Consider the following 1,164-nt stretch of genomic DNA (forward strand, 5'->3'; position numbering starts at 1 on the left):
TATTTGCCTTCCAAGCAAAAGGCGCGGGTTCGATTCCCGCTATCCGCTCTTTTAAATTGTAAAGGAGTATAAATAAAAAAAATCGGAAAAATGGCAGAGTGGTCGATTGCATCAGTTTTGAAAACTGACATAAGCTTAGCAGCTTATCAAGGGTTCGAATCCCTTTTTTTCCTCATTTTTTAGTTATATATATAATATTTAATATTCGTTAAAGTTGGGTCGGTGCCCGAGTGGTTAATGGGGTCGGACTGTAAATCCGATGATGTGATAATCTACGCTGGTTCGAATCCAGCTCGGCCCACCTCTAATCAATACTAAATATTATATAGTTCATTTTATTTTTATTTTATAAAAACAGGGGATATGGCGGAATTGGTAGACGCAACGGACTTAAAATCCGTCGATTTAGTAATCGTGAGAGTTCAAGTCTCTCTGTCCCTACCTTTATAAAATAAAACCTTAAAATGAAACCTTTTTTCAATTTAATAATGCCAGTTCAAAAGAAGAAAATGTCTAAATCAAAAAGAAACCAAAGAAGATATGTTTGGAAAATTAAAATATTTAAACATCAAAAATACTCAAATAAATATTTTTCTAATTTAAAGAAAGAAAAAATAATATTAAATCAATTAATGAAAAATATTTTTCTTTCTTGGTGTTTGTAACTCAGTGGCTAGAGTGTATGGCTACGAACCATAAGGTCGGGGGTTCAACTCCCTCCAAACACATTTATATTTATATATAATATATATGTATATGTGTTTGTTCTTCTTTTGATTTCTAGCATTTATTTTATAATGTGTAGCTATTAATTTATTTGTTTTTATTTATGTCAACTAAATATTTAGAATTTGCTTTAAATCGAGCTTTATTTCAAAACGAATTAAATCTTATGTATTTAAAAAAAAAATGGCAAGAAGCCGAAATGTATTCTTTTTTATTGCGTCATGATCTTGCTTTTTTTCTTGAAGATTCTGGATATAATCCAGTAATGAAATACGTAGATAATTTTTTAGATGTTTATTTACTTGCAGATAATGATGAAAATAAAAAGGAAACTTTATCAGAATTTATATTTAAATTTTTAAAGAAAGAAATTATTTCTTTTAAAATTTCATCCATTAAGAATTTAAAAAAATTCAAAGATTTTTCTTTAAATTATTT

2 protein-coding genes and 4 tRNA genes are annotated in these 1,164 nt (G+C 27.9%); all 6 read left to right on the top strand.

The features are described from left to right. Nucleotides 1-84 precede the first annotated feature (84 nt). Nucleotides 85-173: transfer RNA gene (locus tag JFN88_RS10915), tRNA-Ser, on the top strand. Between the two features lie 43 nt (nucleotides 174-216). Next, nucleotides 217-301: transfer RNA gene (locus JFN88_RS10920), tRNA-Tyr, on the top strand. 56 nt (nucleotides 302-357) lie between these two features. Next, nucleotides 358-441 (top strand) — tRNA-Leu (locus JFN88_RS10925). 47 nt (nucleotides 442-488) lie between these two features. Next, entirely contained in the window at nucleotides 489-665 is a 177-nt protein-coding gene (locus JFN88_RS25410) for a 50S ribosomal protein L32 (protein WP_369123008.1), read from the top strand. Continuing rightward, nucleotides 656-728, top strand: a tRNA-Arg gene (locus JFN88_RS10935). The genes JFN88_RS25410 and JFN88_RS10935 overlap by 10 nt, the downstream gene beginning before the upstream one ends. Before the next feature lie 101 nt (nucleotides 729-829). Then, the coding region (locus JFN88_RS10940) for a hypothetical protein (RefSeq protein ID WP_199019334.1) at nucleotides 830-1,164 on the top strand (335 nt) is incomplete at its 3' end.

The sequence above is a fragment of the Paenibacillus roseus genome, assembly GCF_016424485.1.
GTDB lineage: Bacteria > Bacillota > Bacilli > Paenibacillales > Paenibacillaceae > Paenibacillus_D > Paenibacillus_D roseus.

Bases quoted from the DNA above. Each gene is read 5' to 3' on its own strand.
- JFN88_RS25410 (WP_369123008.1), top strand. From the start codon at position 489: ATGCCAGTTCAAAAGAAGAAAATGTCTAAATCAAAAAGAAACCAAAGA.